This is a genomic window from Enterobacter sp. fkY84-1 (assembly GCF_052974705.1).
Genome location: NZ_CP169393.1, coordinates 43,255 through 65,932, shown reverse-complemented (window position 1 = coordinate 65,932; position 22,678 = coordinate 43,255). Strand labels below are relative to the sequence as shown.

General features: G+C 57.6%; 15 protein-coding genes. 1 reads left to right on the top strand and 14 read right to left on the bottom strand.

Features of this window, described 5'->3' with window-relative positions; translation table 11 throughout:
- Positions 1–9: 9 nt before the first annotated feature.
- The 13 genes from ACEPLT_RS00285 to ACEPLT_RS00225 all read right to left on the bottom strand — a co-directional run bounded on the left by ACEPLT_RS00285 (position 10) and on the right by ACEPLT_RS00225 (position 21,091).
- On the bottom strand, positions 10–465 hold the full coding sequence (locus tag ACEPLT_RS00285; RefSeq protein WP_021242392.1) for a hypothetical protein: 456 nt from the start codon (positions 463–465) through the stop codon (positions 10–12).
- Positions 466–539: 74 nt separating this feature from the next.
- Positions 540–908: a CDI toxin immunity protein gene (locus tag ACEPLT_RS00280; RefSeq protein WP_032654406.1), complete on the bottom strand. Its 369-nt coding sequence runs from the start codon at positions 906–908 to the stop codon at positions 540–542.
- A 345-nt stretch (positions 909–1,253) separates the two neighbouring features.
- Complete coding sequence (locus ACEPLT_RS00275) at positions 1,254–1,487, bottom strand: hypothetical protein (RefSeq protein ID WP_032654403.1); 234 nt, start codon at positions 1,485–1,487, stop codon at positions 1,254–1,256.
- A complete protein-coding gene (locus ACEPLT_RS00270; protein ID WP_074168312.1) occupies positions 1,484–2,167 on the bottom strand; it encodes a hypothetical protein in 684 nt (227 codons plus the stop codon). Before ACEPLT_RS00270 ends, ACEPLT_RS00275 begins: the two co-directional genes overlap by 4 nt.
- 198 nt (positions 2,168–2,365) lie before the next feature.
- Positions 2,366–2,743 (bottom strand): DUF6911 family protein, encoded by a 378-nt coding sequence (locus ACEPLT_RS00265; protein ID WP_021242388.1) that lies wholly within the window; start codon positions 2,741–2,743, stop codon positions 2,366–2,368.
- On the bottom strand, positions 2,736–15,164 hold the full coding sequence (cdiA, locus tag ACEPLT_RS00260) for a contact-dependent inhibition toxin CdiA (RefSeq protein WP_232929122.1): 12,429 nt from the start codon (positions 15,162–15,164) through the stop codon (positions 2,736–2,738). Before cdiA ends, ACEPLT_RS00265 begins: the two co-directional genes overlap by 8 nt.
- Before the next feature lie 14 nt (positions 15,165–15,178).
- A complete protein-coding gene (locus ACEPLT_RS00255; RefSeq protein ID WP_232929160.1) occupies positions 15,179–16,876 on the bottom strand; it encodes a ShlB/FhaC/HecB family hemolysin secretion/activation protein in 1,698 nt (565 codons plus the stop codon).
- A gap of 182 nt (positions 16,877–17,058) precedes the next feature.
- Complete coding sequence (locus ACEPLT_RS00250; RefSeq protein WP_232929120.1) at positions 17,059–18,012, bottom strand: GlxA family transcriptional regulator; 954 nt, start codon at positions 18,010–18,012, stop codon at positions 17,059–17,061.
- Positions 18,013–18,038: 26 nt separating this feature from the next.
- Positions 18,039–18,818 (bottom strand): MBL fold metallo-hydrolase, encoded by a 780-nt coding sequence (locus tag ACEPLT_RS00245; protein ID WP_084833177.1) that lies wholly within the window; start codon positions 18,816–18,818, stop codon positions 18,039–18,041.
- 122 nt (positions 18,819–18,940) lie between these two features.
- On the bottom strand, positions 18,941–19,741 hold the full coding sequence (gene nlpA / locus ACEPLT_RS00240; RefSeq protein ID WP_008500128.1) for a lipoprotein NlpA: 801 nt from the start codon (positions 19,739–19,741) through the stop codon (positions 18,941–18,943).
- A gap of 139 nt (positions 19,742–19,880) precedes the next feature.
- Entirely contained in the window at positions 19,881–20,270 is a 390-nt protein-coding gene (locus tag ACEPLT_RS00235) for a type II toxin-antitoxin system VapC family toxin (protein WP_205245870.1), read from the bottom strand.
- 5 nt (positions 20,271–20,275) lie between these two features.
- Positions 20,276–20,542 carry an antitoxin gene (locus tag ACEPLT_RS00230; protein ID WP_032675702.1) on the bottom strand — a complete coding sequence of 89 codons (267 nt, stop codon included), beginning with the start codon at positions 20,540–20,542 and terminating at the stop codon, positions 20,276–20,278.
- A gap of 129 nt (positions 20,543–20,671) precedes the next feature.
- Positions 20,672–21,091, bottom strand: a complete 420-nt coding sequence (locus ACEPLT_RS00225) for a GNAT family N-acetyltransferase (protein WP_032654363.1) — start codon at positions 21,089–21,091, stop codon at positions 20,672–20,674.
- 140 nt (positions 21,092–21,231) lie between these two features.
- Between ACEPLT_RS00225 and ACEPLT_RS00220 the strand changes: the two genes are divergently transcribed.
- Positions 21,232–21,528, top strand: a complete 297-nt coding sequence (locus tag ACEPLT_RS00220) for a YicS family protein (RefSeq protein ID WP_023326396.1) — start codon at positions 21,232–21,234, stop codon at positions 21,526–21,528.
- Between the two features lie 61 nt (positions 21,529–21,589).
- Here ACEPLT_RS00220 and ACEPLT_RS00215 read toward each other — a convergent pair whose 3' ends face one another.
- Positions 21,590–22,540 carry a LacI family DNA-binding transcriptional regulator gene (locus tag ACEPLT_RS00215; protein WP_023293714.1) on the bottom strand — a complete coding sequence of 317 codons (951 nt, stop codon included), beginning with the start codon at positions 22,538–22,540 and terminating at the stop codon, positions 21,590–21,592.
- Between the last annotated feature and the right edge of the window lie 138 nt (positions 22,541–22,678).

The window sequence follows — 22,678 nt, the reverse complement described above, 5'->3', positions numbered from 1 at the left end:
CATCTCGCTTCAGTGAAGCATGCCAATAAAGAACCCCAGATACCCGGCCCTGCTTAACCATATAAAGGGGCTGGTAAGGCCGGAGCGCCGGATATTAATCAACTCTCTCATGGGGGCCAGGCCATCATTTTTGATAACGACATTTTTTGCACAATAGCGGCAATGCATAATCAGAAATAAAATTCCGGCGATCGCAAAACCAATATAACTTTCGCGACTTCCCCAAAAATGGGGGCTTAATTTTAAATAGGTTAATCCCCAGATACTGACTAGAAAGACGATAAATGAAGATGCTGCGATGTTCATGTCTCGCTTACTACCCAGACCAAAAAAAAGCGCATCAAAGAAAAACATCGTGGTAAGAGGTGACTGAACGCTTCTTCCCGTCATTTTACTAAAACGGACAAACACGACAGTTCCGATGAAAAATGCGAAAAGCGCAACTCCTAATAGCAGATAAATCATTTAATTAGTCCTTTTTGAAGGGCCTGGATATGAGGTCGGGACTGTTAGAGCCGTTAGGTTTAGGTACCACGCCGCTATCTCGCCCCGAGCCGTAGTGCATCGGATGGAAATAATGGTTGTAGAATCATGCCTTCATTAAAAATGAATATTTTTGGTGACAATGCCGCGACATCATAAATATTTTCAAGCACTAATCTCAAATTTGTTCTGAATATAGGTATATTTGCATCATCTGCAATGACATAAACATTTTCATTTTTTAGCCAGGATTGACAGAGTAACTCATCACTTGTTTCAAAGTCTCTAAAGCTTATTTCAGACCAAGATATGTTTCCGCTAACAAAGGGATACCCTTCCAGAATAGTAGTTACTCGCTCTTCTTCTTTATCAATGATAGTGAAATCAGCACTAAGAGCCTGTTTACACTCTTCGAATAAACTCATGAGATCTACCTGTTCATTTATTTAAGCCTTAATGGTTTTTCCATTACCTCAAATAGTATTACTTGCTTAACACCATTTCCTGCCCCTTTGTATAATCTCTATTATTCATATGGATACCTTTTACAGGATCATAATCGACTCGCCGCGCTGAGCCCACCGAAAATATTCCAATTATATTTCTCGGACAGAGTTCTTCAGAAGATTCGCGCTAACATTAATATGTAATTTTAGCCGATTATAAGCACTGGATACCGCGACTATCCCTCGCCAGATTCAAGACAGACTGCCATTTCTTTATCGAAAGTTTTTTCTCATTTCAGCTTAAAAACTTACTCTCAGCAACAACTAATATTTTTTAAAAGAAATATACCAGCAACCTACACCAACAATAACCCCACCCAACGATGCGCCCTTAATAATCCTCACTAACTCAAAAAGACTTATCTCAACAGGGATATTACGAATGAAATAGAGATAGGCCTTTGCAAAAAAATAAGTTAGCAAAGCAATAATATCCATTGTTAAGATCAGCGTCAACAAAATCAAAATAAAAGATATTAGCCATCTTTTTTCGTTCATTTTGCTGCTCCATTCTTGTTATTAGCAGGAGTAGATGGGTCTACCACCACATTAAATACTTCACCTGCAACGCCGCCGCCTGCAGCTCCAACAATCCCAGGCACTGGACTCAATCGATAAGGCTGAGATATACCATATCCAATATCCTCCCACTGTAAAGATTTCCACATGGGGTTAACAACCTCACCCAATATCGGTTCTATTAATTTATTACCTACTCCATAACCAATTGCTCCACCCAAACCACCGATAGTTCCGTAAAGGAATGGATTTTTTCCATCCAGGTAGCTTACGATGGCGCTGCTACCAGCATTGATAAGAACTGTTGATTCAAATCCAGTATAACGGGTTAAAGCACCGCTCCAGTAGGCAGCAATAACGTTTTTAGGATCAACGGAACCATTCATCACATAATCAACACCACACACAGCTCCGGCGCTGATTACACCAGAAATCACTATTGCTTCAGGAAGAATGCCTCCGTACAACACTGTTCCCATAGCCGCCATCGCCATCTGGCAGGATACCGGTGTGCCTCCGCTGCCGGCTTCTTTAATCGCGGCCTGCTGCTCTGCCTGCCATTTTTCTGTCGTTCCCGATTTTACAGCATTTGCAGCTGCCAGAACGCTGGCAAGGTTGTTATTCTCAACAACAACTCTTTCCGGTGCGAACTCAGCCACCGCAACCACTTTTCCCTTTTCTTTCAGTTAGTTACAGCTTCTTATCCCTGTTGTATTTTATGCCCAGGATTTTTGCGCTGTTAAGCGTTTTTGGGGCCACAGACGCTACCGCCCTGCCGTGACACAAGGTCTATCGCGCCACCATCATATAAGCAAACTACAGCATCACTGCGGACGCCGAAATCTTGGATTTATATTTCAATTAAGAAGTTCCTTTGATACATTGCCAGTATCGAAGAACTCCCTAAAGATCCTGACAACAAGATCATAATTTTTTGTAAGCTGACTTGCTGGCCAGTAATCTCCGAAAATTAACACTTTTTCATCTGGTTGTGTTAAATCAGTAATTGACATAACCTCATCATCTTCGTTCAAAAACGTAACCAGATAGAAACCTTTTTCCATTCTTACTTGTACTTCTGAGATTAAATAACCTTCGCAGTCTAATCTGTCGACGGTTACACAACCACTAAATAAACGAACTTTGGCTAATAAGTTAACAATATCTTCCCAGCAATCAGGCTTCTTCGTACCACCTTTTTGTGATATCGACCATGAAACAAGCAACCTATTCATCATTAGCTCCTTTTACGCGGAAGCCCTTTGTTCCTGACTGCCAATATAAGGTCCTACCAGTAGTTTCTTCAAATAATGTTAACGACTTAAGCCCTGATCTTTCAGCCATAATTTTTATATCGCTAAGACAGTATGAGCAAACTTTCTCCCCACTTACCGACATAAGCATATCTTTGCCGTTAGTCATTCCTTTTTCATAAGCTTGCTGAATTACACCTACCTCTGCATGAGCTGTTCCCATATTCCCATTGGGAAGGTTTTTATCCGGCCGCTTGTCTATCTTGGCCTGCACAACATCATTGATAAGCGTCGGTTTATTGAAATCAGCTAACTGTGAAGGTCTTATACCTTGGTTGGTGTCAGAAAACTTCACTCCATCCACATTTCCCCTGGCTACGACTTTTAGATTGGCATCAACAACTTTACTTAATTGTTTTGCCGCAGCAGAACCCAAAATTGGTGTTACCGAAGCCGCAATGATCTCCAGACCCTGCTTCGTTTCGGTGTAGCTTTCTGCGGTCTGACGATCAACCCCTTTGGTGACCATGAAATAGTTAATCATGGCATCTTTCACCTGCTGCTGATTCTGTGCATCAACACTAGTGATATCAAGGAGATTGACTATCTGCCCATACGCATCAGCGTACTGTTGGCTATATTTCGAGTTATAAGGGCCATCTTCATATCCCTCTTTTGTCGCAATGACTTTTAGTCTTGCACCTGCACACGCTGAGCTACCCGCATTACCATTACCGCAGGCATCAATAACGTCTTTATCGCTGGAAATATCTTTTTCAATCAACGCATCATATTTCTGCTGCGCCTTTTCGCGCTCTGCCGGATCTTTACTGTTTTTAAGCGTCTGTTTTGCTATCTCAAGCTCTGTCTTTTCAGACACGCTAAGATAGTTATTCTCCACCGCATTCTTCCCTGCACTGGCCCCAGTCGCCGCACCAGCCGTATTTCCCCCGGCAATCCCGCCAGCTATGCCCGCTGAAACAGATGCCAGCGTACTCACGGTCTGCTTCTGCTCTTCCGTCAGCTTCGACGGGTCTGTGTCCGGATAGAACTGTCTGGCGATAGCTGTCGCAATCAGTTCGCCGGATGCGGCTCCCACAGCGCCCGCTGCGGCACTGTTGCCCTGAAGGGCTGCGGTTACGCCGCCGAGGATGGCATGGGCAATCGCTTTTGCCGCCGTATCGTCATCAATGCCTGCATGATGGCCGATGATGTTCGCCAGCTCCGGTGCTGACGCGCCCGCCAGCGCCCCTCCGATATTGCCGCCCGCCAGTCCCTGCAGTGCTGCTGTGGCCGCCTGGATGCCGCGCTGCATGGCGCTGCCGGTTCCGTAGGTCACCATCACGTTTTTGTATGCCTGGGTATCACGCAGTTTCGCAAGATAGTTCTGGCGCTCTTTTTCTGTCGCATTTGCGGGGAGTGTTGCGCCGGTTTCTTTCTGGGCCGCCTTCAGCCCGTTAAGATCACCCTGCGTCCTGGCAATATCCGCCACCTGACTGCCAATATCGCTGATCATCCCAACTGCGTTCAGACGGTTCTGCTCTTTCTCCTTGTCGAAGATCGGGCTGATGCTGTCGTTGGCATGCTCGGTGTCGCGGCTCAGATCGGCCACGTCCTGCTTCTGGTTTGCCTTGTCGCGGATGGTGAGGGAGCCCTCCGCCACAGCGGCCTGCGTGGTGCCCTCCTTATGGCCTTTATTACCCGCAGCGGAGATCATGCCGCCCGGCAGGTTGCCCTGGAATTTATCCCCGAAGCTGCCGCCGCCGCTCAGGCTGATACCGGAGTGCGAGGTTTTAAAGTCCGCTTCGTTGTGGATATCGCTGAAGCCCAGCGTCCCGGTATCGAGGCTGTTTTTGTCCGGTGTGGCGGTAGAGGCGATAACCGCGCCAACAAGCTGGGTGTGATGCCCCACGGTGATATCGAAGCCGCCGTCCCCGGCATACAGCCCGGTTTGTTCGGCCACGGAATCAAAGCGGCTCTTCATCTTGTCCTGGCTGGCGTTGATATAGCCTGAACCGGACATGGTGCCGAAGGTGAAGCTGCCCCCCGCAGCAACGCTGGTCTGCTTGCTGTCGTAGTCGCTGTTGTTCTGCTGGCTGCGCATCAGCAGGTCGTGACCAACATCTGCCACGATTTTATTGCCGTTAACCTGAGCGCCATCAAGCACGGTGTCGTGCCCGCTTTTTAGGATGACGTTTTTGCCGCTGTCGATGGTGGTTTCGGTCCAGTCGGTACCGTTGCCTTTATCCTTGCCATGCGCGGCGTTGACGTTGGCAAACACGCTGATACCCGCACCGTTGCCGCCGGCACCGATGCTCACGCCAATGCCTCCACCGCTGCTGCTGTTCTTGCCGCTGGTTTTTTGGGTATTCGCCGCGCCGGACAGCAGAATGTCGTTCTGTGCATCCAGCGTGGTGTCGCCCCCGGCTTTCAGCTGGCTGCCCGCAATCACGATGTCGCCGCTGTTCGCGCCTTTGTTTTTACCGTTCGCGGTGATGGCAAGATTGTTGCCTGCGTTCAGCGTGCTGCCTGCCACCGCATCACTCTCAGCATGCTGCTGTGATTTCGACTTCTGGGTCGTCAGCGAGAGGCTCACACCCATTGCGTTCGGGTCACCGGTGGTTGCCGCCATATCCGCTGCCTGCCCGGCCTGCACGCCGGACAGCACCGTTTTGGTGGCCTGAAGGGCTTTCAGACGGCCATCACTTTGCTCTTTGGTCTCCTGCGCCGCGCTCACGGCATTGTTAATAGCGCTACCGACGGTGCCGGAGAGCGCCACGGTGAGTCCGCTTTTCTTCTGCTCGAAGGTTTCATCCCGGGTGCGCTTGTCGTGCCCCGGCTCGATGATGACGCTGTCGCCGCTGAGGCTTAAATCTTTCCCGGCGATAAGATCCGCGCCGCCGATGTGGGCCTGGTTTCCTGCAGAAATCGCGACGTTACCCCCCGTCGAGCCCACCGTACTGAAGCTCTGACTCTGGGTGGTGCCTTTCTCACGGAGATCGTGCGTGCTTTTGCTGCTGCCGATGGTGAAACCAATCCCGCCCGAGCCCATCAGGCCGGATTTTTTCTCCTCCTTAAAGCGCCAGGAGGTATCGCTGTTCGTGGCCGCCACGATATCGACGTTGTTGCCCGCCTTAAGCTTCACGTCGCCATCGCCCGCCACGGCGGAACCGTTCACCAGCAGGTTATTGCCCGCCACCACCTGCACGTTATCGCCGCTCAACAATGAGCCGGATTCACGCGTCGCGCTGTTCTCCTCGATGGTGTGGGTGGTTTTCTTGCTCAGGAACCCTTTTTTGGTTTTGGTCTGCTCTTTGTAGTGATAATCGCTTTCGGTTGCGGTATTGAGATTGACGTCGCGGCCCGCCGCCACGCCGATATCGCCCTTCGCCGTTACCTGCGCGGCTTCGGTGGTGACATCGCGCCCGGCGAGGATCTGGGTATTCGCCCCGCTGGCGATCTCGGTTCCCTGCTGGCGTACCGATTCGTTGATGACGGTTTTCTTGCCTGACTTATAGCTATCGCCCTGTGTGGTCTCTGCAGCAGCCAGATTCACGTCGCGACCCGCCTGCAGCCCGACGCTTTTCTCCGCCGCCAGCGCGGCGGCCTGAGCGTTGATATCCTGCCCGGCCTTCAGCACCAGGTTATCGCCTGCGGAAATCGTGGTGCGGTCGAGCCCGGTGCTGTGGGACTCGCTTTTCCCTTTACGGCTGCTTTCGCTGGTCTGTGCCGCGTTCAGATTGAGATCGTTGCCCGCGCTCAGCCCCGCGCTGCCGCCCGCCTTCAGGTCGCTGGCGGTCACGTCAAGGTTGTGCCCGGCGTTCACCAGCAGGTTGCCGCCCGCGGTGACGTTACTGCCCTGATACGTGACGGACGAACGGCTGGTTTTCGCCCGGCTGGAGCTGAATGCGTCGTTGATCTGATTCGCGTTGACGGCAATATCGCCCCACGCGTTCAGCAGCATATCGCCGCCGGAGGCCAGGTTCGCCCCGGTGACGGTGATGTTTTTCCCCGCCTCAAGCGACAGGCCATCCTGTGCGGTAATAGACGCCGTGTTGCCCAGCAGGGTGTCTTTCAGGCCGATCTTGCCGTACTTCCCGCCGGCGTTGATATCAATCTGCTCAACCTGGGTCAGGTTGTTGATGCTGCCGTCCAGGCTCTCCAGCGCGACCGTTTTGCCGCTGATGGTGGAGCTGATGTTATTGATATCGCCGATGGCGCTCAGGTTCAGGTCGCCGCCCGCTTTCATCAGGCCGTTGTTGAGGTTGCTGATGCTGTTCTGGCTGTCGAGCGTCAGGCTGTTTTTCGCCAGCAGCGAGCTGCCGCTGTTGGTGATGTCGCCGCCCTTCAGGGTGACGTTGTTGCCCGCGATTACGCTGCCGTTATTGACGGTGACGTCCTTCGGCGACAGGTAGAGTTTCGGCACCATCACGGCTTCACCGTTGACGGTGGCTTTCTCCCACCACAGCAGGCTGTGGTCGAGCGCGGCAATCTGATCGGCGGTCAACGAGACGCCAAACTGCAGGCCCAGCGACTGCTGCGCCGCCGCCGCGTTATCCATCAGATAGCGCATTTGATCCAGATCGGAACCGATGCCGTTCAGGTAGCGGTTACCGGTCTGGTTGAGCACCACGTTGGAGACATAGCGGGTATCGAACGCCGCATCACCGAGGAAGCGGTAATCGTAATCCGGGTTCAGGTTGAGACGGCCGAGCATGTAAGACGAGCCGAGGAACTGCTTCTCGTCGGTAAACGCCAGCCGCGTCTCCTGCGGCGCCGTGGACGACGGTTTGACCCCGAGCATTGCGTTCAGGTCGGCAAACAGGGCGGGATCAAGCTGTCCGAGACCGTTCAGTTTCGGGTTGATGCTGATCAGGTACGGGCTTTTCGGGTTATCGGAGAAGACGAAATAGCCGTTGTTGCCCGAGGGAAGCGGGTAAGCGCTGGTATCGACGCGCTGGCCCTGATAATGCCCGACGGCGCCGCCCTGAGCGGTTCGGAGATCGGCGGTGGTGACCCCGGCGTTCGCCAGTGCGCCCAGCTGGCCGAGGTTCGCGTTGCCTTTCTGCCTGGTGCCAATGTTGCTGAGAGGCGTGCCGGACGCGCCGCCGTTTTCCAGCGCGCCGCCGCCGTTAAGCTGCTGCAGCGCACCCTGGAGCTGATCGTTCCACTGCGGCGAGTTCACCGCCACGGTGCCGGTAGCGTTCAGCCCCTGTTTTTGCACGCCGCTGCCGACAGTTTGGTTGCTGAGGGTGTTCAGCGACGGCGCAGGAATTGAATGGCTTATTCCACCGCCATTCGAGGTCGTCGCCGTGTTGCTGATATTACTGGTAAAATTCGCCGTGACCTGACCGCCGGCCTGAATCACCGCACGGAGGGCTTGATCGGTGGTATGGGTTTCATACTGAGGTGCGCCATCCAGCGTATAAGTCACACGACGGTTGTTATCGTTGCCGGAGGCGGGACTTCCTTTTAGGCTGGATACCTTGCCTGTTTTCCCACTAAAACGATAGACTTTGTATTCATCCTCAGAATAACCAAACCAGGACTGGTTATTCAGGCTGTTGCCGGAAAGGTTCATCCCATTCCCGGCAAGTAAATAACCGGCACGGTTATTCAGCGTGGCAGCATTGATAGCCAGATCTCGGTTGGCGGCGATGCGCGCAACACCACCTGTTGCAGTGACATTGACCACGGTCGATCCGACCAGATAACGTTGTACAGCCCCACTTGGCATCGGCGCGACAATTGAGAAGATATTACCTCCACCCGCACCGCTGTAAATTGTATAAATATACCCCCACTCATCGGGGGGCAGGTCTGTGACTTTTACACTAATGGAGGTCGCGCCGCTTGCAGCAGAGCTGCCCGTCGCGGCCTGATAGCTGCGGTTTTCACTGATCCCCTCGCGCTCATTCAACAGGCTTCCTGTCCTGATCGCAATATCACCATTCTGCGTCTCAATATTCCCCGACGTGTTCACCACCTGGCTGTTCGCATTCCCTGCCGCATCCCGCTGCATCCACAGGTTGTTTCCCGCCATGATGTCGCCGCGCTGGTTGGTGATGCTGTCGGCAAACAGCGCCAGGTTATTCGCCGCGTACAGCAGCGCGGTGTTGACGATGGCGCCCGGCGCGCTCAGGGTCAGCGAGCCGCGCGTGCCGGTGAAGCCGTCGACGGTAATATTGCTCCGGCTGGCCACGGTGATGTCACCTCCGCCCTGCACCGAGCCCGCGGCGTTCAGCGCCACGCTGCTGCCGGAGAACGTACTCGCGCCGCCGCCGGTGGTGATTTGTCCGTTGTTGCTGAGCTGCCCGCCCGCGTTCAGGTTGACCGCCTGCCCCTGCAGCACGCTGCGGTTATCAATGTCGCCGCCGCTGTTGATGGTCAGGGTTCTGCCTGCCGCCACGGCGGTTCTGGTGGTAAACGCGTTCGTCAGCTGCAGCGCTAAGTCCCCCAGGGACACCAGCTGGCCGGTAAGGTCCAGCCCCCGGCTTTGCAGCCACAGGTTGCCGCCGCTCAGCAGCTTGCCGCCCGCGCTCTGGGTTACCTGGTCCGCGCCAATATTCAGCTGCGTGTTGCCGAGCAGCGTGCCGCTGTTGTTCAGCTGGCTGTAGTTAACCGTCAGCTGTCCCGCCTGGGTGGTGCCCTGGCTGGCGAAATTGGTGCCGGTCAGGGTGGCGCGATCGGCCACCCACGTGCCGCCGTTGGTAGCGTTTGCCGCATTCAGGATCAGGTCGGTGGCCTGCAGCCAGCCGATACCGGTGAACTGCGGCGTGCCGAGCGTCAGGCGCGCGCCGGAGAGGAGTCTGCCGTCGTTACGCGCCTGCGAGGAGGCGGTCACGCGCGTCTCGCCGCCGCCCTGGATCAGGCCGTAGTTAAACAGCGCGGGCGCGGTCAGCGTCAGCGCATCGCGGCTGACGATTTCGCCCCCGCTGTTGTTGGTCAGCGTTCCGCTGAGGGACAGCGTCGCGCCGTTATCACCCTGCAGACGTCCGTTGTTGGTGAGCGCCCCGGTGGTAATGCCGAGCGTGCCCCCCTGCATTTTGCCGTCGCTGGTGACGGAGGCCGCCGTGATGTTCAGCGCCCCGCCGGACAGCAGGGTGCCGCCAGACTGCTGGCTGACCGCGCCGGTCTGGCTGAGTGTCAGGCCATTCACGCCGCTGATGGCGCCGCTGTTGCTGAGCGTGCCGCCTGTCAGCGTCAGGTTTTTCGCCGCCCACTGGCCCTGGTTCGCCAGCGTCGCGGCCTGCAGCGTCGCCGCACCCAGCGCGGTGATCCTGCTGCCTGCGGTTCCGGTGAGCGTATCGGCCAGCGTCATCTGCAGCGCGTCGGCGCTCTGCACCGCGCCGCTGTTGGTGAGCGACCGGGCGTTAAGCAGAATATTCTGTGCCTGCCAGCTGCCAGCGTTGGTCACTGCCCCGGACGCAATCGTCAGCGCGCCCTGAGTAAGAAGCTTGCCGCCTGCGCCGTTGATCAGCTCCTGCTGAGGCGCGGCCATCGCCATGCGCGCCATCAGCCGCTGCTGCCCCTGAACGGTCAGGCTCTGCAGACCGGTTAAGGTGCCCTGGTTGTTAATGCTGTTCTGATGCAGCGCGAGAGTGTTCCCCTGCACGGTGCCGCTGTTTTTTAGGGTGCTGCCGCCGAGCGTCACATCGCCCTCGCTGAGGAGCTGCCCGCGGTTATCCAGCGTCTGTGCGGTGATATCCGTCCTACCCTGGCTCATCAGCGAGCCGGTTGAGGTCAGCGTGCCGCCGGTCGTGGCCGTCAGCGTTCCCTGGCTGAGCAGAGACCCGCCGTGCGCCCAGTCGCTGGCGCGGATGTCCGCGCCGTTCCCCTGCAGCGTGCCCTGCGTGGTCAGCTGGCCTGCATCCAGCGTCAACATGCCGCCGGAGAGGGTGCGCGAGGCCGCGCCCGTGGTCAGCGTGGTCCCTGTGAGCGCCAGGCCATTCGTTCCCTGCATCAGCCCGCCGTTGTTCATATCGCGGGCAGTGAGGGACAGCGTACCGCCCGTGATGCGCCCCGGGTTCGCCAGGGTATCCGCGGTGAAGGCGGTCGTGCCGCCGCTCTGCAACAGCCCGGTATTCGTTAACGCCCCGCTGAGCGTGCCGCTGAGTCCCATCTGCCCGTTCACCGTGCCGCTGTTGGTGAGGGTGGTGCCGGTCATGCCCAGCGTCGCGCCCTGCAGCGTACCGGCGTTGGTCAGCTGTCCGCCCGTCAGCGTGAAGCCGCCGCCGGAGAGCCATTTACCGTTCAGCTCGTTGATAAAGCGGTCGGCGGTGGCGTTAACCGCGTTGCTGCCCTGCATCAGGCCGCTGTTGCGCAGCTCAGTACCGCCTGCTGTCAGCGTTTTGCCCGCCACCGTGCCGCTGCTGGTCAGCGTCGTCGCGTTAAGCACGGCATCGTCGGTGGCAACGATGTTCCCCGTGTTGGTCAGGGCATTGCTCAGGCCCAAATCCAGGCTCTGCGCCTGAATATCGCCCCGGTTCGTCAGGTCGCTGCCCCGCAGGGTGAACCCGCCCTTCACCAGCAACAGGCCAGCGTTATCGAGCGTGTCGAGGGATAAGTTCAGAGGACTGCCGCTCACCAGCTGCCCGGTGGCGCCGTTGCTCAGCGCACGGGTGGTCAGCACCAGCGTGTCGTTGCCCTGAAGAATCCCGGTGTTGTTCAGCTGCGCAGCCTTCACCGCGAGGGCTTTCCCGGCCAGTTGGCCGTCGTTGAACAGCTGCGCCGCCGTCAGCGTGAACAGATTCTGGCTGAGCAGGGCACCCGTGTTATCCAGCCTGCCGGTTGCGGAAAGCGTCAGGGCGTCCAGCGTCTGAACGCTGCCCTGGTTATTCAGGCTCCCGGCGTCAAGCGTCGCGCTGCGCCCCTGAAGGCTGCCCGCGTTGCTGAGGGTTTGTCCGCTGAGCGTCAGGGTCTCGCCGCCCGTCACCTGGCCCTGAGGCTGGTTCGTGAAGGTGTTCCCGGACCAGGCCAGCGTGCTGCTGCCCTGAAGCAGGCCGCTGTTCTGCAGGTCGCCCCGCAGGGTCAGCACTTTCGCCAGCAGCTGGCCACGGTTATCGGTCCTGTCGGCCTGGACGTCCAGCGCCTGCTGGCTGAGCACCTTACCGCTGTTGGTCAGCGTGCCGGTTACCGCCGCCGTCACGCCCGTTTCCCCCAGCGCGTTACCGGTATTCATCCACTCACCGGTGGCGAGGTTCAGGGTGTTGCCCTGCAGCAGCCCGGCGTTGTTCAGGGTGGTGTGGTGCAGGGCGAGCGCGCCACCGGAGAGCAGCATGCCCGCCTGCTGGTTGCTGAGCTGTGCCCCGGTCGTCGTCAGGGAGTGTGTCCCCTGCAGCGTGCCGCCGTTGGTCACCGACGCGCTGTTAAACTGCGCGTCGGTACCGGCCATCAGCCCGCTGTTCGTCAGGCTGGCGGTGGTCAGCGTCAGGCCGTTCCGGGCAATCACCCGCCCGTCGGCATCGTTACTGGCCTGTCGGGTCAGGTTCAGCAGCAGCGCGGTGGCGCTGAGCTCGCCGCTATTGGCCAGCGTTTCACCGCCGAGCGTCAGCGTTCCGCTGCTGCGCAGCGCGCCACGGTTAGTGAGGTCTGCCACACCGAGCGTCAGCGCCGAGTCCCCCTCGACGGTGCCCTGGTTTTGCAGGCTGTCCGCCGTGATGTGCAGGTCGCTGGCCGCAATATTGCCCGCGTTAGCAAACGCAGTGCCGTTCAGGGTGAGCCGGTCGTCCGCCAGCAGGCGTCCGGTATCGGTGTTGGTCAGGCTGAGGTAGTCGCTGCTCAGGCTGACGCCGTTGATTTCACCCTGGTTTGTCAGCGTGTCGCCTTTAATGCGCAGCGTGCCGTCGGTGGTGATAAGCCCGCTGTTAGACAGCACCGGAACGTTCAGCGTTAAATCCTGCGTGCTGTAGACCGATCCGCCCGCGAGGTTTGTGAGTGACCCGGTCTTCAGGCCGAGCAGGGTGGTCCCCTGCAGCAGTCCGCTGTTCTCCACCGAGGCAGCGTCCAGCGCCAGCGTACCGGCAACCAGCGTACCGCTGCTGGTGATGCGCCCGGGGGCCGTCAGGGTCATGCGGTCCGCTTTTGCGACGCCGGACTGGAGGATGTTCTGTCCGCTGAGCGCGATGGCGCTGGCGGTAAGCTCGCCGCCGCTGGTCAGGTCGCCGGTCGCGTTAAAACTCAGCGCGTTACCGGTGGATTTCCCGGCGTGCGCAATCGTGCCCGCCGTCACCGACAGAGCGCCTTTCGCCGCCTGCGTGCCGTTCAGCGCGGCATTCTGCGCCTGCAGAGTGAGCGCCTGCCCGCTCTGCAGATGCGCATCCTGGCCGGTGGTCAGGTCGCCGGTGCTGACGGTTAATGCCCCCGCCGCGTCCGTCTGCCCGTTCAGGCTGGCGCTGCGGGTCGCGGTAATCTGAACATTGCCCTGACTGGTGGTGCGGGACGCCTGACCGCTGGTCAGGGTGCCGGCCTGCGCCGTCAGCGCCGTCGCGCCGGACAGGGTGCCGTTCTGTTCCAGCACGTCTGCCGTCACGCTCATCGCCCCGTCAGCCAGCAGGCTGCCGCTGTTACGCAGGGCCTGCTGCGCCGTGACGTTCGCATTGCCTTTCGCGCTCAGCGTGCCCCGCTGCTCCAGGGTACCGGCGCTCAGCGCCAGGTTACCGGCGCTCTGCAGAGTACCGCTGTTAGTGATCATCTGCCCCTTCAGGGTGACGTCGTTACCCTGCACCGTGCCGCCGTTTGTCAGCTCTCCTGCATTCACGTCAAGGTGGCCTTTCGCCGCCAGCTGGCCGCTGCTGGACACCCTGTCGCCGGAGAGGGCAATGTCGCGCCCCGCATTCACCTGCCCCTGATTACTGACGGCGCTGCCCGTCAGGCGGACATCGCCCGTGGCATCGGCCCGGCTCTGGCCGTCCATCACCAGCTGTCCGCCGCTCAGGGCCAGATTCTCTCCTGCCGAGATCGCGCTGGCCGTGGATGACAGCGTGCCGCCGCTGCTGAGGGTCGCGCGGGTATCGCTACCGCTGCGGGTATTCGCCAGCGTGATATCTTTCCCGGCCGCCACGCTGAGCGCGCCTTTGCTGGTGACGCTGCCGCCGCGCTGCGTCAGGCTGCCGTCGGTGGACAGCGTGGTGTCGGCCTGACCCGTCAGCGTCGCATCCGCAAGCGCCATTCCCTGTTTGCTCGCGACGGTTAGCGCCCCGCCCTGTGCCGACACGCCGCCGCCGTTGACGGTCAGGGTATCTTTACTGTCCAGCGTCGCCGCGCCGCGGGAGACCAGGGAGGTATTGCTGAGCGTCATCCCCTGCCCGCTGCTCACCGACAGCGCGCCCGCGCTGTTTGTCCCGCCGCCCGTCGTCTGCACTTTCCCTGTAGCGGAAAGACGCATATCGCCCTGACTGGCGAGCGTGCTGTTATTGAGTTCCACATCCTGCGAGCTGGCCACATTCAGCGCGCCACCGGCCTGATGGCTGCCGTTGAGGGCCACTCCCGCGCCGTTCGCGGTAATCGATCCGCTGGCCAGGCTGTTCGTGACCGTCAGTTTCCCGCCCGCGTCCAGCTGAATATCGCCCTGGCGCGCGGTGAGGTTGCCGAGGTTCACCCCCACGCCCGTCTCGCTGGAGACCAGGCGGATACGGTTGGCATACATCCCGCCGAGCGCGCCGGTATCCACGGCCACCACGGGCGCGGCACCCTCACCGGCAATCGGCCTGACGCTGCCGTCTGCGCCCACGCGGTTCGCCCCTGCCGTTACCGTCAGGTCGTTCGCATGTATCGCGGCGTTCACTTCCGTCGCGCGCGCAATGATCGACAGCGCGTCGCTCTTGCTGGCATCCAGCCCCTGGCCTTCAACCGTGATGGCGCCTTTCGTCACCTCCAGCGCCTGCAGGTTACCGCTGGCGTCGAACTGCGGTTTCCCCGTGGTCAGGGTGACGTTCGGGGTGTTGATAAATCCGCACCCGTTACAGGTAATGCCGTACGGGTTGGCCACCATGACGTTTGCTGCTTTACCGGCGACTTCCGTATAGCCCTGCAGCTGCGAGCGGCTGGCGCCCGTGACTTCGTTGATAATGCCTTTCGCTTCCCGCCCGGCCTGCAGGTTGGGGTTGTTCTGGATAAGCCCGCCCAGCTGGGTCTGAGTTAAACGGTCCGTGCCGTTGTTGAGGATAAGCCCCTCTTTGCCGACGTTATACTCACCGAACTGGTTATGCGAGATACCCGCCCCGTTGGGCGTGGCGATGTTGACGACCGGCACCCCGTTCCCCGCCCGATCGACCGTGGTCTGCCCGGTCGGCGTAAGCGCCGCCGCGACGGCAGGTGCCATCGGCTGCCAGACCATCAAACCGCAGACAATCCAGCTGATCAGACGCTGCGAGAAACGAACGGGTGGGTGACGGGTATCCATAGTCGTAGAGTCTCTTAAAGCATGAAGGCAATGCGCCAGTTAACGCTCACATGATCCGGGCCGAGCCAGTCGGGGTAGTGCAGGGGCGTACCGACCGAAATCTGGCTGCTGTACCCGCGCCCTGCGCTGTTCAGTCCCACCGAAGCGCCCCACAACGTGCCGGAGGCAAAGCGGTCCTGACGGTCTTTTTCCAGCCAGCCGCCGTCAACGGCGACCGTTGCGCTCACCGCGCCAATCACCGGAAGGGTGAAGAGGGAATATCCCAGCTCGTTGCGCCAGTAGCCGCCGTTGTCCCCGGACAGGTACTGCTCTTTAAAACCGCGCACGGAGCTTTCGCCGCCGAGCGTCAGGCGCTCGGAGCCGTACAGCCGGTCGGGCGACCACTGGCCGTAGGCGCTGGTCAGCCACCAGGCATTACGGGTAATCGGCCGCTGGAAGCTGGCGTTCAGGCTCCATTTACGGAATTCCGCGCGCGGCATATCCCCGGACTTATCTTCGTCGGTTTCGGCATTGAACCACGGCATGCCGTGGCTCCAGGTCGGGTTGAAGGTCGCCACGCCGCCCAGCATTTTTTGCGTGTGCGTAATGCCCAGAATCAGGCTGGAGAGGTTGCGCGTGCTGCTCTGAAGCGGCGCGTCGTTGAGCCAGTTGCGGCTGGATCGCTGAACCACGCCTGCCGCAATGCCGGTTTTCACCTCCCCGTTGCGGAAGACCACCCAGGACGCGTTAAGGCGGTGGGTTTTGGTATCGCCCGTGGAGAGCCAGTTGAATCCCTGGTTACTGATGGTGGTCCGGTAGTTACTCCAGGCGTAGCTGTAGTCCAGTAATCCGTAGCCAAACGGCACGCTGACGCCCGCCTGGAAATTCTGCGCATCGTACGCGCTGGCAAAATCGCTGCTGCGCCCGCCGCTGACAAACCATTTATCCGCCAGCCCCAGCATATTATTGGCGGTGAGCACGCCGCTCAGCTGATCTTCGCCGGTACTCTTCTGCCCGCTATTATCCAGGCTTACCGATACACTTAAGGGAAATTCCGGCTTTGCCGTAAGATTAACAATGGAATATCCGGCCTGCGTTCCCGGAAGAATTTCAATCTGAACCGGCTCGGTACGCAAACGGTTAATTTGCTCCATGCCCTGTTCGATGTCGCGTAAATTAAGGATGCCGCCCACCCGTCCCGGAAACGCCATTTTCAGCATACGCGGCGTTTCGCCTTCCAGACGGATCGCTTCCAGTCTGCCTTCCAGCACAACAATATTCAGCTGGCCGCCGGAGAGATCCTGCTCGGTAAGAAAAGCGCGGCTGGTGATATATCCCCGGCTGATATACCAGTCAGAAATATGGGCGAGAAGCTCCGTTATTTTCGCCATATCCAGACAGCGGCCCTGCCACGGCGCGACAAGGGTCTGCCGGGTTTTCGGGGAGATTAAGGTCGCACCGGAAAGGGTAATGGTATGAATGGTGAAACAGGGTCCGGCGCCGGTAACCGGCAGCGGTCTGGCGGGCGCGGGGCGAGGAATACTCCGCTCCAACTCCTCACGCTGTTGCTGGTTCTGTAATAAAAGCTGCTGCTGTTGCTGTTGAATGGAATCGCGATCGGCCGGCGACAGCGGCGCAGCATTGGCGCGCGCTAAAAAAAAGACGACCAATAAGATAGCAGCAGCATAATTTACTAATGAAATTATTCTATTTTTTATTTTGGAGCTATTCATCCATGCCACAAAAATGTCCGCAATGATTATTTGCGTAATATAAGAGCATTCTTAAAGCGAGTATATCTAATTTGCGTTAGGGCATCTGAAATAAATTTTTCTTTCAGAAAAATGAGAAGGGTATTAAGAAAAAATACGAACTCATTTAACTAAGCCTTAAATCTTGAGTTAGCCCGAATACACTAGCTGTGAAGACGGAAAGTTTTTCGCCACTCTGCGGGACTCACCCCAAAACGCGCTTTAAACTGCTGTCGCCAGGTGACGGCGGAATTAAATCCCACCAGCTCAGCCACGCGTTCAATCGGCATATTTCCGGCTTCCAGCAGGATTTGGCTGCGCCGCAGGCGTTCGGCGGTCAGCCAGTCGGCGACGCTCATCCCTGTAGCGTTAACAAAATGACGAGTCAGGGTGCGGCGGCTCATCGAGACCACCTCAGCCAGCGAGTCCAGACTATGTTGTTCGGTGATGTGCTGCTGCAGGTAGTCGATCAGGCAGTTAATGCGTCCGTCGCGGGTATCTTTAGGCACCGGCTGGGCGATGAACTGCGCCTGCCCGCCCTCGCGGTGGGGCGGAACAATCATCCGGCGGGCAATCTGGTTAGCAACCACGCTGCCAAAGCGCTGGCGAATGATATACAGGCAGCAGTCGAGGGCTGCGGCAGTCCCGGCGGAGGTGATGATATTGCCGTCATCCACGTAAAGGGCATTAATATCCAGCCGAACGTTCGGGAAGAGCGACTGAAACTGACGTTCGAACTCCCAGTGGGTGGCCGCACGTTTGCCGTCGAGGATCCCCGCCCAGGCCAGCACAAACGACCCCAGACACAGCCCGACGATTTCTGCGCCGCGGTCTCTCGCCTGTACCAGGCTGTCGAGCAGCGCCTGTGGTGGGCGTTCAAGAACGTGCTGCCAGTAGGGAACGACAACAATATCGGCCTGCCCAATGGCGGTAAAATCCTGCGTGGCGTTGAGGGCAAATCCGTCTTTTGAGGTGAGGAACCCTGGCGTTTCGGCGCAGATCGTCACGTTAAAGCGCTTTTCTCCGGAGACCGAGTCGCCAAACAGAATGCAGGGAACGGAGTAGTGGAACGGGCTGAACCCGTCTACCGCGACAATCGCGACGTTGACTAGCGACATTTGTCTCTCCTTTCCCTTTCAGACACTCAGAATATAACGGTTTCGCCATCCTCAGGAATACTCACCGCGTCACTCACCTGGTTGGCTTCTACATACTCACGCAGCGCGCTGCGGGTCAACAGGCAGTGGTTAATGGCTTCCATATGGATCGCCACAATGTTGGCCTGCGGCAGCAGGAAATGGACGTTGAGCACATCCTCCTGCCCCATAATAATGGGCCCAAAACCAATGACGTGGGCATAGCCGGCGTTCAGCACCACCACGTCCGGCTGGTGCTTTTGCAGATCGGCCGCCACCTCGTCACGCCAGACGGTATCCCCGGCAATATAGAGCGTCTTCTCATCAGGATGACGCAGCACCACGCCACAGGCCTCGCCCAGCCGCTCCGCCAGTTCGGGCACGGCGTATGCGCGATCGGTACCGTGCTGGCCGCCGTGGGTCTTCGCAATTCGAATCTCGCCAAAGGTGGTCTCGTCGGTCATGACCGTCAGGTTGCTAAACCCCTGGCTGCGCAGCAGCGCGGCGTCGCGGTCATTTTGTACGTAGATCGGTTTGTCTTTGGCGATCAGTTCCGCCGCGGCGCGATCCCAGTGATCGTCATGGGTATGGGTGACGATCACCGCGTCGGCGTCCAGCAGCGCGTTGACGTCAACGGGGAGTTCGACCGTCGGGTTGCGGCGTTCGGCATGGGCCGTGCCAGGGAAGCCCGGATAAGCGCCCTGTGGGGCCAGCATCGGGTCGACTAAAAGACGTTTTCCGGCATAGGTAATCAGCTGGGTGGCGTTGCGAATGTGGGTGATGTTCATGGGCTATCCTCCGGTTGGTGTGATAAGGAGGATAGCCAGCCGTCGCGCGGCACGCTGTGGGTTAAAGAGCGATTACCGATGGAATCGGGCCAATTTTCGTCACCGCGCTTTCTGCGGGTTCCTTACCAGCCCGGCACCGCCCCGCCGTTAAAGATCGTCTCCGCCGCTTTCGCCACTTCAGGCGACTGATACGACTGGATAAATTCCTTCACGTTCTCGGCGTCTTTGTTGTCTTCGCGCGTCACCACGATGTTCACGTACGGCGAGTTTTTGTCTTCGATAAAGACGCTGTCATGCACCGGCGACAGCCCGGTTTGCTGGATATAGGTGGTGCTGATGATGGCGACATCCACTTTCGGGTCGTCCAGCACGCGCGGCAGCTGCGCCCCTTCGAGCTCCATGATTTTCAGCTGTTTAGGGTTGGCGGTAATATCCAGCGCCGTCGGCAGCAGCCCGGTATCCGGCTTCAGGGTGATGAGCTTCTCTTTTTGCAGCAGCAGTAGCGCGCGGCCAAGGTTGGTCGGGTCGTTTGGAATGGCAATGGTTGCCCCGTCCTTCAGATCCGAGACGGATTTGATTTTGCGGGAATAGCCTGCCATCGGGAAGACAAAGGTGTTCGCCACGGCCACCAGCTTGTAGCCATGCGCCTTGTTATCCTCTGCAAGGAACGGGCGATGCTGGAAGACGTTGGCATCCAGTTCCCCCTGGTTGGTGGCATCGTTAGGCAACAGCGAGCCGCTGAAGCCCACCAGCTCCACGTCCAGGCCATATTTCTCTTTCGCCACCTTTTTGGCGACTTCCGCCACGTCCTGCTCGGCGCCGTTGATGACGCCGACTTTAATGTGTTTGGCATCGCTGCCACTTTGATCGCACCCGGCCAGCAGCAGGCCAGCCAGTACCAGAGCACCCAATCGACGTTTCACAAGACAGTTCCTTTTGCTGAATGTTGTAGTGACTATATCGACAACGAGACGGGGAAATAAAAACCGAAAAAGAATCAATAAGAAGGATAAGTTATATGCGGGTATGGCCGGGTGGCGCTGCACCACCGGGCATCAGGGATCACAACGTTGTCGTCCAGTCCTCGACGGCAAGCTCCTGCACCATTCTGAATGCACGATCGTTAGTAACGATCGTTGTTCCCCGACTGATAGCATGTGCAGCGATCAGTTGATCGAGATCCCCCATCACTTTCCCTTTCTTTTCCAGGGTTGCACGGAGTTCACCGTACGTTGCTGCGGCGTCGCTGTCCCAGTCGCAAATCGTGATGGTATTGAGAAACTCCCGGATTGTTTCTTTCAATCTACTGCTTTTCTTCTTGTCAGCACCATACAGCAATTCCGCTTCGGTAATGCTTGAGATACAAACGTCACCCGGCGCCAGACATGTCATTCTGCTTACAACCTCCGGGTGTCGTTTAAACAAGTGACTCACAATATTCGTATCCAGCATATGTCTCACGAGCATGCTCCATCCAGAGGGTCTCTTGTCGTAACACTCTGATTGCGTTCCTCCTTGCTCAAAAACGTATCTGGTACGTCCGTTTCTGCCAGCATGCGGAGAAAATTATCCCAGCTCTTTATTAGAACAGGTTTTGCCGCCAAAACGACATTCCCCTCCTCATCCCGTCGGATGTAGACGCTCTCCGTATCAAACGCGAATTCAGCAGGCAGCATAACGGCCTGATTCTGACCCTTTCTGAATAGTTTTGCTGTGCGTTCCATTGCTATCTCCATGGATGACTTGACCAGGCCAAAGCATGCGCCACGGCCCGAAAAGAAGACAAGCAACACGTTTTAAATTAGGAAAGCGGCTCGCAATAAATAGCAGAATGCATAATGACAGAAACGGGCTTAAAGGGCTTTCGCCAGGTAATGTCGCTGCATGCCCGGGTACGGATAATCCTGCAAAGACATCTGCAGCTGGTACCCCTGTTTTTCATAGAACGGACGCGCCTGGAAGCTGGCGGTATCCACCAGCGCGTGCTTGCAGCCTTTGCGTCTGGCTTCATCTTCCGCCGTTTTGATGAGCTGGCTGCCCACGCCGGATCCGCGCACGGCATCGCTCACCCAGAGAAAGTCGATATTCAGCCAGTCGCCTTTACGCACCCCAATGAGCCCGCCGAGCATGGTGCCGATGTCGTCCCGCACGTAAACGCCAATGTCCCCGCTGAATGTGGAGAGATCCAGAAACTGCGCATTGTAGGCTCTCAGGCCCGTGAGTAACTCTTCTTTTTCCTGCGCCGTAACCGCATGAGTAATGCTCAGGTGCATATTTTTCTCCTTGTTATCTGTGCCGTTTCACTATCTCACACACGCAACGTGGAGAAAATTCATACTTTCGGCTGGCGCCGCTACACTGAATGTAACGATATATTTCATGGGAAGCCTGTGACGTCAAAAGGGGGTTGTTGATGAAAGCTGCACACCTTGTCTGCCTGCTGGTTTGTCTGCTGTTCGCCGCGTTTGTCCATGCTCAGGAAAAGGAGGATCCGGCGAAAGAGGCGCAGATTAAGCAACAGGTCCTGAAAGATATTAAGAAAACCTGTACGCCACAGAAAAAGCAGAGCGATAAGGCCTGGCAGGCGATGATTTTGTCATCAGAGGCCAATCAGCTGCTGATCAAAAATGCCGTTACCGCCGTGAAGCGTGACAACCTGGACGCCTACTGGGCGGCGATTGGTCAGGTGGATTGTATGGAAGATTACTGAGGGCTGGAAACGTGCTTCTCGCCGGGTGGCGGCTGCGCCTTACCCGGCCTACACAACATGTTTAACGCTTACGCACGTCTGGAATGATCAAATCCCCGCGCAGCACATACGAACCCAGCATCTGCGTTTTCTCCGTCAGCCAGCTCACGATACGCGCCGCCATGGCATCCATAGAATATTCAATCGCCGGGATCACCGGAATACCCGGCAGGTGCAGCGATCCGGCCAGGCTAAAGACCATAATGTCGTCCGGCACGGATTTATTAAATGCCTGCAGCTGCGGGATCACCCGCTGGGCTTCCTGCTCGTCCGCCACCAGCAGCGCGTTGAAGTTCAGCGTGCTGGCGTTATTCAGCAGCTCCTGTAGCGCAACGGACGACGAGGTCGCGTCCATGAACACAAGGTTGCGATTAAAGGGCAGGAAATTTTTCTCCAGCGCGTGCTTGTAGCCGAGCAGCACCTGGTCAGCAAAACCGCTGCCGTGCGGATGGATCAGGGCAATCTGGCGTCGCCCCTGGCTGGTCAGGTAGTTACAGGCGGTTTCGGCGGCAAAGGCGTGATCGAACTGGATGCTGTTGGAATTATCAGACTCCATGCAGTCCACCAGAATGACGTTGTCCATGTCGACGTCCAGCGGGAAACGCGCGCCAATCACCAGGATGTCATCGCAAAGCCCGCAGGAGAGTTCCTCAAGAGCGTGCATCACTTCCGCTTTGCTGTGCGCGAAACGCAGCAGCAGGTGTTTTTGATGCTGGCTGAGCTGTTTTTCCAGCGCGTACAGGTAACCGGTGGTCTGGTTAATGTTTTCCTGGGCGCAAATCACCCCGATACAGCCCGTCGACTGGCTCAGCAGCGACTGGGCAATCACATTAGGCCGGTAGTTAAGCTCATCCACTGCCTTCAGAACGGCCTGACGGCTGGCTTCCTTTACGCCACGCGACCCACTCAACACTCGCGATACCGTGGCTTTAGACACCCCGGCAAGACGTGATACATCATTGATTGTCGACATCTCTTTCCCCTGGCAGGCTTACCTCGCACCTGCAAATTCCATGACCGCTTCGGCTCACATTATAGCCAGAGCGGAGTATATCCGTTTCCGTTTTCCATGGAAACCGATTTTCCGTTTCCACTCCAAATGATGTCAAAA

Excerpts from the sequence above, each read along its gene's own strand:
- ACEPLT_RS00265 (WP_021242388.1), bottom strand. The coding sequence starts at position 2,743 with ATGAATAGGTTGCTTGTTTCATGGTCGATATCACAAAAAGGTGGTACG.
- ACEPLT_RS00225 (WP_032654363.1), bottom strand. The coding sequence starts at position 21,091 with ATGCACCTGAGCATTACTCATGCGGTTACGGCGCAGGAAAAAGAAGAG.
- ACEPLT_RS00220 (WP_023326396.1), top strand. The coding sequence starts at position 21,232 with ATGAAAGCTGCACACCTTGTCTGCCTGCTGGTTTGTCTGCTGTTCGCC.
- ACEPLT_RS00280 (WP_032654406.1), bottom strand. The coding sequence starts at position 908 with ATGAGTTTATTCGAAGAGTGTAAACAGGCTCTTAGTGCTGATTTCACT.
- ACEPLT_RS00230 (WP_032675702.1), bottom strand. The coding sequence starts at position 20,542 with ATGGAACGCACAGCAAAACTATTCAGAAAGGGTCAGAATCAGGCCGTT.
- ACEPLT_RS00275 (WP_032654403.1), bottom strand. The coding sequence starts at position 1,487 with ATGAACGAAAAAAGATGGCTAATATCTTTTATTTTGATTTTGTTGACG.
- ACEPLT_RS00285 (WP_021242392.1), bottom strand. The coding sequence starts at position 465 with ATGATTTATCTGCTATTAGGAGTTGCGCTTTTCGCATTTTTCATCGGA.
- ACEPLT_RS00235 (WP_205245870.1), bottom strand. The coding sequence starts at position 20,270 with ATGCTGGATACGAATATTGTGAGTCACTTGTTTAAACGACACCCGGAG.
- ACEPLT_RS00245 (WP_084833177.1), bottom strand. The coding sequence starts at position 18,818 with ATGAACATCACCCACATTCGCAACGCCACCCAGCTGATTACCTATGCC.
- ACEPLT_RS00250 (WP_232929120.1), bottom strand. The coding sequence starts at position 18,012 with ATGTCGCTAGTCAACGTCGCGATTGTCGCGGTAGACGGGTTCAGCCCG.
- cdiA (WP_232929122.1), bottom strand. The coding sequence starts at position 15,164 with ATGGATACCCGTCACCCACCCGTTCGTTTCTCGCAGCGTCTGATCAGC.
- ACEPLT_RS00255 (WP_232929160.1), bottom strand. The coding sequence starts at position 16,876 with ATGAATAGCTCCAAAATAAAAAATAGAATAATTTCATTAGTAAATTAT.
- ACEPLT_RS00215 (WP_023293714.1), bottom strand. The coding sequence starts at position 22,540 with ATGTCGACAATCAATGATGTATCACGTCTTGCCGGGGTGTCTAAAGCC.